Origin of the sequence: Fretibacterium fastidiosum, from assembly GCF_000210715.1 — a bacterium.
Taxonomy (GTDB): domain Bacteria; phylum Synergistota; class Synergistia; order Synergistales; family Aminobacteriaceae; genus Fretibacterium; species Fretibacterium fastidiosum.
The window spans coordinates 1819548-1827044 of sequence record NC_021038.1 but is presented as its reverse complement, the minus strand read 5'-3'; the positions used below and the strand labels follow the sequence as shown (position 1 = coordinate 1827044).

General features: G+C 66.1%; 10 protein-coding genes and 1 pseudogene. 3 read left to right on the top strand and 8 right to left on the bottom strand.

The features are described 5' to 3' along the window. Together SY1_RS08510 and SY1_RS08505 are read left to right on the top strand one after the other, a co-directional pair. A pseudogene (locus tag SY1_RS08510) lies at positions 1–1092 on the top strand (hypothetical protein); the annotation flags it as partial. Next, positions 1044–1430 carry an Ig-like domain-containing protein gene (locus tag SY1_RS08505; protein WP_208873435.1) on the top strand — a complete coding sequence of 129 codons (387 nt, stop codon included), beginning with the start codon at positions 1044–1046 and terminating at the stop codon, positions 1428–1430. The pseudogene SY1_RS08510 and the gene SY1_RS08505, both read left to right, overlap by 49 nt. 220 nt (positions 1431–1650) lie before the next feature. On the opposite strand, the gene SY1_RS08500 is transcribed toward SY1_RS08505, so the two are convergent. The 8 genes from SY1_RS08500 to SY1_RS12430 form a co-directional block, all read right to left on the bottom strand. Then, positions 1651–2250 carry a DUF501 domain-containing protein gene (locus SY1_RS08500; RefSeq protein ID WP_208873434.1) on the bottom strand — a complete coding sequence of 200 codons (600 nt, stop codon included), beginning with the start codon at positions 2248–2250 and terminating at the stop codon, positions 1651–1653. 72 nt (positions 2251–2322) lie between these two features. Next, positions 2323–2763: a S1 RNA-binding domain-containing protein gene (locus SY1_RS08495; RefSeq protein WP_015556782.1), complete on the bottom strand. Its 441-nt coding sequence runs from the start codon at positions 2761–2763 to the stop codon at positions 2323–2325. Between the two features lie 56 nt (positions 2764–2819). Next, on the bottom strand, positions 2820–3413 hold the full coding sequence (locus tag SY1_RS08490) for a hypothetical protein (protein ID WP_208873433.1): 594 nt from the start codon (positions 3411–3413) through the stop codon (positions 2820–2822). Beyond that, positions 3403–3951, bottom strand: coding sequence for a hypothetical protein (locus SY1_RS08485; RefSeq protein WP_208873432.1), 549 nt, complete (start codon positions 3949–3951; stop codon positions 3403–3405). Before SY1_RS08485 ends, SY1_RS08490 begins: the two co-directional genes overlap by 11 nt. 48 nt (positions 3952–3999) lie before the next feature. Beyond that, positions 4000–4335, bottom strand: coding sequence for a hypothetical protein (locus SY1_RS08480; protein WP_015556780.1), 336 nt, complete (start codon positions 4333–4335; stop codon positions 4000–4002). A 101-nt stretch (positions 4336–4436) separates the two neighbouring features. After that, entirely contained in the window at positions 4437–6059 is a 1623-nt protein-coding gene (locus tag SY1_RS08475; RefSeq protein WP_208873431.1) for a DUF342 domain-containing protein, read from the bottom strand. Between the two features lie 60 nt (positions 6060–6119). Further along, complete coding sequence (locus SY1_RS08470; RefSeq protein WP_208873430.1) at positions 6120–6896, bottom strand: sigma-70 family RNA polymerase sigma factor; 777 nt, start codon at positions 6894–6896, stop codon at positions 6120–6122. A 57-nt stretch (positions 6897–6953) separates the two neighbouring features. Next, positions 6954–7238, bottom strand: coding sequence for a chemotaxis protein CheD (locus SY1_RS12430; RefSeq protein WP_243440641.1), 285 nt, complete (start codon positions 7236–7238; stop codon positions 6954–6956). Here SY1_RS12430 and SY1_RS12425 point away from each other — a divergent pair. After that, positions 7225–7449: a hypothetical protein gene (locus SY1_RS12425; RefSeq protein WP_243440640.1), complete on the top strand. Its 225-nt coding sequence runs from the start codon at positions 7225–7227 to the stop codon at positions 7447–7449. The two genes, SY1_RS12430 and SY1_RS12425, sit on opposite strands and share 14 nt — an antisense overlap. The last annotated feature ends 48 nt before the right edge of the window (positions 7450–7497 follow it).

Here is a 7497-nt window from a genome sequence, read left to right as displayed (position 1 = left end):
GCCGGGACGAACGTCCGGTCCTGCACCTTCAAGGACAACGTTTCCGGCACCAACGGCGGCGCGGTCTTCCTCGACGGCGGCGCTGGCGCCAGTTCCTTCAGAAAGGTCTGCTTTGACAAGAACATAGCGCCTGCCGGTGGCGGCGCCATCTCCTGTGGTGGCACCGGCACCAACACGATAGAGGTATCGGACTCGGCGTTCCTCAACAACACCGCGGGAGGGAGCCAGGGTGGGGCCCTGAACCTGGCCGGCGCCCAGGCCACCGTGGTGCGCTCCACGTTTGAGGCCAACGAGTGCGCGACGGGTAACGGGGGCGCGATCTTCAGCGCGGCTGCGCTTTCCCGAATCGCCAACTGCACCTTCTTCGACAACCAGGCCGGCAGCTCAGGCGAGGGCGGCGCAGTCACCCTCGATGGCACCGATAACGAGCGCACGGCGCTCTTCTACAACACCTTCGTCGGCAACAAGGCCGGCGGCAACGGCGGCGGCCTCTACACCAGGGTGGCGGTCCGCATGATGGGCAACGTCCTCGTGGGGAACAACGCCCCTGCCACCCACGGGGCCGACGTGTTCTCCGCCGGAAGCCGAAAGATCACCTCCCTGGGCTATAACGTCATGCACGTTTTCGGGACGCAGGGCGGCAGCGGCCCCATCGACGTCTCCGGCCTCTGGACGGACTACGTCGGACCGGCCAGCGAGAGCGTCAATGAGGACAGCATCGATGCCCAAAACACCCCGGCAGCCTTCTTCGGCGCGGACCCCAAACTGACGGAAAGTAACGTCAAGGTCGGCGCGGCGTCCCATCCCCTCAAGGTGCTCGTCCCCTCCAACCCGCCCAACAAGCTGCTGGATCGTATTCCAAACCGCTACGCCAGCAGCCGCTTCGTCATTTATTTCTCCGGAATCCCCAATGCCGACGGGGGTAAAACGCACACGGATGAGCGCGGTCAGGACCGTGACACTTCCTCGGTGGGAGACAACGACATCGGCGCCTACGAGCGCGGACGGGTGGGTCCCCCAGCGATCCGGACAACCCGGGCGTCGTGGGCGGCCTGGCCACCATCCGCATCAGTGGCATCCCCAACACGCTGACGTCCATCGGCCAGACCGCCAGCCTGATCGCCGAAGCCTACGACCAGGGCGGCAAGAGGATCGCCGCCCCCGTGCCGGTCACCTGGAGCAGCAGCAACACGGGCGTGGTGCACATCGACGACAACGGCAACCTGGTGGCCCTGAGCCTGGGCACGACGGTCATCCGCGCCACGACGAAGTCGAACGCCATGAGCGGCTCCCCCGCCACGGACTCGGTCACCCTCACCGTGGAGAAGGACGTTTCGGACTACCTGAACATCCACCCGCGCATGGGGGAACCCAAATCCACAGGTTGCAGCAGTTTTATCAAGGATCAAGCCCGTCATAGCACAGGTTAACCTGACTCTGACCTCTCACCCGTCAGGTGCAGCAAAAAACGCATAAAACCGCTTTCTGACGCACGTTAAAAACTTTGCCTGTGGGTTGGGGGGGAACCCAAATCCGCAGGTTGCGACAACCTTATCAGGTATCAAGCTCGTCGTAGTACAGATTAAGCCGACTCTAGCCTTGCACCCATCAGGTGCAGTAAAAAATGTGCAAACTTGACCCCGACGCACGTTAAAAACTTTGCCCGTGGATTTGGGGGGAAATCCCGTATTTTGTGCGAGGTGCCCGCAGCGCGCACCCGATCCGGCCGTCGCAGGGGTTGCCCAGCCCCTGTTCCTGAAGCCACTCCGCGCCTGGATGGTGCCCCAGCGCCAGCCACGAGGCCACCTGCAGGTGCAGACACTTGACGCGGACCGAGCCACCGCCCCGCACCCCGCCGACGCCCCCGCGGGCCAGGGCCTCCAGCATGGGGGGGCACGACGCCCGCAGGGCCTTCAGGCCCCTGACTCCCAGCAACCCCAGTCGCAGCAGGGCGTGGAGGTGGCTGTAACGCAGCCACGCCTCCGGCACGCGCTCCGTCAGCCACGCCTCCAGCGCGCTCACCCCTCCGGCGGACTCCACCGTACCCACCCGGCGGTTCAGGTGCGGGCAGGTCAGCCAGAAGGTCGTGGGGAAGGGCTTCAGCACCCCGCCCGCCCTGGAGAGGGGCGCACAGACCAGCACGCGGAAGCCGCCCAACGGACAGGGCGCGGCCCCCCCCAGAACGACCGAGGGATCAAACCGATGCCCGGCCATCTGGCGGCACACCCGCTCCAGTTCCGACTCCGTCAAAGGCGCGTAAAAAAGGGGAGGCGTCCGCCTCCCCACAGGGTCGAAATAGACCTTCACCGCAAAAACCGCGCCTCAGCCGCGCGGTCGCCCGCCGCCCGGCTTCCTGCGGCCGGACCTAGGGGCGCCCGACTTGCTCGACTTGCTGTTCAGGTCCGCGATCTTGGCCTCGCTCACCTTCAGGAAGGAGGCCATCTTCTTCTCGAAGCTGTCCTTCTCGTCGCGAGAGAGCGGCACCTGCACCATGGGACGTTCCTCCGCCTTTTTCAGGGAGAGGTCGATGCGTCCCTTGTCGTCGATCTTGATGACTTTTGCCTTGACGTTCTGCTGCAGGGAGAGGACGTCCTCAACCTTCTTGACGAAGTTAAAGGACAGTTCAGAGATGTGGATCATCCCCCGCTTCCCGGACTCTGTCAGGTTGACGAACGCCCCGTAGGGCATGATCTGCGACACGACGCAGTCCACCAGGTCGCCCACCCTGACCGAAGAAGTATCCTCCCTCTTCTCCTCGCTCATTTGCAACACAAACCCCCATTTAGTGAGTTCAAAATATCGGGCGACAGGCCCGCCCGTCACACCCAGAGCCACTCCGGCTTCGCCCCGGCGCCGAGGCGTCTGCAGAGGAACAGCCCCGCCGGTTTGAAATGCCTGCTGCGAGGATTATACCAGATAAACAGCGTTCCCCGCTGCCGGTTCAGGGCCAATTTTACCACAGCTCCCTCGATCAGGGGACCGTACCACGCCAGCACCGCCACGCCCGGCAGGTTGGGCCTGGGAGTCCGCGCGGTGAGGCGGTTGACCCGCTCCTGGGGGAGGGCCAGGGCCCGCCGCAGCCCGTCCCTGGGCCGGGCGCCGCGGACTAGGGACGCCTGGACCGCGGCCACCGTGGGGACTCGCCGCCGCACCTTCTCCCCACGCACACGCACCAGCTCCCGCGAGAAGCGAAAGCCCCGGCTCGAGCACTCGATCCCGCCGTGGAAGGACAGGAGGGCAGGGGCCTTCACCTGCATCCGGGTGCGCATCGGATGGACCTCCGCCGAGCGCCGCAGCGTCCCCACCGCGGGGGGCTCCATGGCCGGCGTGCCGCAGCGCACCCTCAGGCGGCCGAGGACGTGACGGGCGAAATAGCTTCGTATCTCCTCCAGCGCCACCGCCCTACTCCTCACCCAGGGAGGTCAGCGCCTTGCGGATCCGGCTGAATGGCTCCAGGAGCTCCATGGTCTTCGCCGCATCCGTCAATAGGGAGGCGGTCTGCTGCACCTCGTCCTGCCGCACGCCACTGGAAAACGCGGCGCGCAGGGGCGCGCTCACCGCGTCCGCCTGGAGCAGCACGACGTTCGAGTCCCCCATGGGCTCCACGCTGCCGACGTTTTCGAGGGGCGAGTGGGTCGAGGCGGAGAGCATGACGCACTTCGCCTTCTCCAGCGTCCTGAGCGGCGCCAGAAGCTCCTCCGCGTCGCAGATCCAGACCTGCGGCTTCGTCTCCACCGCCCCCAGCAGGCTCTGCAGGATCAGCTCCTCCCTGAGGTAGACGTCCAGCGCGCTGCCGTAGAGGATGCGCTCCAGCTTCGTCGGGCGGATCGGGTCCGTGTATCGAAAGTCCACGGGGATCCCCCGAAGGTCCACCACCAACGACGCGCCACGGAACTGGCCCTCCTCGCCGTCGACCACGATGTAGCCAAGGCCGTTATTCGATGCCGTCACGCAAACCCCACCTCCAGCTCCTTCGCCCCCGTGCCCCGCTGTGCCGCCTCAGGCATAGAAGTCAAAGCCCTTGCCCTGGACCTTCGCGGCGGCTGCCTCATGGACCGCTCCGGCCTCCGCGTCCCCCTTCGGTTCGGAGCGCCCGAAGGAGTCCCGAGCGTCGCGCCTGCGGCCCTCGCGCTCCTCCTCGTCGGTACGGCGGCGCACCTTACGAACCCCGGCGGCGGCCTCGTTGGCCTGCACCATCTGGGTGCGCCTCAGGCTGTCGCGGACCACCTCCTGCCCCTGCCCTGTCTCCTGGGCGGCCGCGAGGGCACTCCGCGTCAACTGTGCGCTGTTCTCAACGTTAAACTGCGACATCAAAAGGCTGATCGGCTGGACCATGCAAGCACCCCCTAAGGCTTTGGGCGCGCGAGGCCTCCGCCGGAGGACGCCGATGGCGGCCCCGCGCTATTCATTCAAAGGTATGGACAGAGCGATATCAGTCAGCTCTTTTGGACCTTCCCGGCGGGCCGGTAGTCGAAGGGCTTGAGCGTCACGGCGCCCTCCTCCGCGACGAAGGCCGTGTAGCGGCAGTTCTCCCGCACCAGGTACGTGAGGCCGCGAATGATGATCTGAACCCCCGGATAGCAGATATCCCGGACGCGGACGATCCCGCTCTCGCTCAGGACGTCCAGCTCGTGCTGGATGTCCCTGATCTCCACGCTCATGCTCTCCACGGCAGCCTGAAGCTGAAACTTCATCTTCATCAGGCTCATCAGCATACCCCGCTTCTGGCTGTCCATCTGGCCCGACGCCTCCAGCTTCTTCAGGAAGAGCAGGTTCGGCTCGATCTTCTCCAGGTTCTCGTTGCAGCGGTCCACCTCGGCCAGGAGGACGCGCCTCCGCTCCATCAGGGTCGGCGGAAAGCCCACGACGACTTCCGTCCTGGTCCCCATCTCGCTGCCCAGCACCTGACAGGAGAACTCCATGCCGCACTCGATGCGGCCTCCGGCCACCTGGGACTTCTGGCCGCCGAGGACGATGACCGACTGCTTCGCGTAGACGCGGCTGTGCAGGAGGGCGTTCTTCACCGTGATCGTCCCGCCGCTGCGGATCGTCGCCTGGTCCGCAAAGCCGATATTCACGTCGCCCTCGGCCCGAATGGTGGCCTTCCCCATGCCCCGGACCCCCGCGTTGATGGTCACGGAGGACTCGCTGTACACCTCCGCGCCCTCCACCATCTCCCGCACGTCGATGTTGCCCTTGGCGATGACGTGAAAGCCCTCCCGCACCGACCCGCTGATGCGGACCGCGCCGGTGAAGTCGATGCTCCCCACGCTGAAGTCCACGTCGCCCCGAACCTCAAGCTCCGGCAGCACCACCAGCTTGCCGCCCTGGTTCTTCAGCTGCCCCTCCGTCGTCGCCACGAGGGACAGGGGGTCGTCCTCCGACGGCGCCAGCCCCTCTCCGAAGGAAAAATCCGCGTCCTTCACCTCCGCGGCAGCAAGCGTCATGCCGACGACCGTGGAGCCGTTCCGGCCGGGGACCGCCGCGCGCTTCACCGCCACCACCTCGCCCGGATGGACGTTGATCAGCGCGCTGCGGCTCCAGAAGTCGATCTTCTCCCCCTCCCGGATCTCAGGCGGCCTGTCCGGGTCCAGGATCAATTCGATCCGGGCGTTCTTGCCCTCCACGGGAGGGACGCCGCGGGCCACCGCCACGTAGTCGTCCGTAAAGCGCCGGCTCACGAGGTCCTGGATGGCGGCATCGTCGATCCCGAAGCTCACGTTCCTGGCCTCCAGCGCACGGCGAACGCCCTCCGCCGTGGGCCAGGGCTTCGTGAAGAAGGGCGGCTCCAGCAGGACGAAGGCGGTCATGTTGTCCTGCGAGAGCTTCACGATCACCTCCGCGTCCCGCTCCGCCAGGGGGTCCCGCGGCGCGATCCTGCAGGGCTTCTCGCCCTTGGTGCGGATAAAGGCCTCGACGGCCTTCAGGTCGTACTTGCGCACCCCCTGGTTCCTCAGGAGGCCGGCCACGTCGTTCTGCGTGAAGTCCCCCCCGGAGGCGGAGAGCCAGACCCCCTGCTCGTTCGCCTCCAACTTCAGCTTCGCTTTCGCATCTCCCACTGCACACCCTCCTTGCCGCACTCCCCGGACGCCGGCCTTCGAGGCCCCGGCAGCGCCGGGTCAAGGCCGCCGGACGCCCCTCCTGGGTTCCGCGCTCTGAAGCGCCGCCCGCAGCGCGCTCAACGCGCGCCCATGGATCTGGGAGACGCGCGACTCCGTCACGCCCAGCACGCGCCCGATTTCCTTCAGCGCAAGCCCTTCGTAATAGTAAAGGGACAGGACCTGCCGCTCCCTCTCCGTGAGCCGCTTCATCGCAGCGACGAGCTGTTCCCGGTCGCTCTCGGACTCGAGGCGCTCCTGCGCCCCCTCCCGGTCGTCGGCCAGCGTGGCCTCGATGGAGACCTCTCCGTCCTCGAGGATGGAGACCTCGTCGAGGGAGGCGATGTAGCTCCGGCTGGCAAGCTCCTGGGCCTCGAGGTACGTCCGCTCATCGACGCCCATCTCCTGCATGACCCAGTCGTCCCGCAGGTGCCCACGGTCCCTCAGCACCCTCTCCATCGCCCGGTTGAGGCGCTGCACCTTCTCCCGGCCCGTTCGGGAAAACCAGTCGCACTTGCGCAGCTCATCCAGCACGGCACCCCGAATGCGCGGCACGGCAAAGGTCTGGAAGGAGAAGCCCTTTGACAGGTCGAAGCGCTCGATCGCGTCGAGGAGGCCAAAGATTCCGAAGCTCAAAAGATCCTCGTAGTCCAAGCCGGACGGCGGCGTCACCACCATCCGGCCCACCACGTACCGAATCAGGGGCAGATAGCGCTTCACGATCCGTTCCCGGCACCCCTCGGAGCGGGTCTCAGCGTACTCCTTCCACAATGCCGCATCGGCGGCCTCCGGACGCAAGGCGTCACCTCCACCATAAAACGCGGGAACCGGGCGCTGGCATCAGAGCTCGGCTCCTCAGATATCCGTGACGCCCTTCCCCAGGGTCTTGATCTTCAGCATCCAGTTCTCCGTCGAGAACTCCACCGTCCGCCCCTTGTTGCCCCCCGTGTCCGAGGCGACCAGCACGATGCCCATCTTCGAAAGCGCCGCGGTCGTCTCCTTGACGTTCTGGGCGCCGACGGACAGAAAGGCGGCCGGAGCGCCGGGGAGCGCAAACATCTGAGCGCCGCCCGCGATCTTCGCCTTGATTCGGGACTTCGAAGCGCCCTTCCGGATCATCTCGTCGATGATCGCCGGCACGGCCGTGTCCGCGAACTTTCCAACCTTTTTCGAGGCCCTGAGCCCCGCGGCTGTTGGGGAGCATGATGTGGGCCATCCCAGCGACCTTGGCGACGGTGTCGAAGACCACGAGGCCGATGCAGGAGCCGAGGCCAAGGGTCACCAGCTTTGCAGGCGCGTTGGCGACCACCAGGTCGGCCATTCCAAGCAGGTAGCTGTTCTCCATAATTAGAGCACCTGCAGCTTTCTCAAAAGCAGCTCAAGGGCCTCCGGGTCCGGG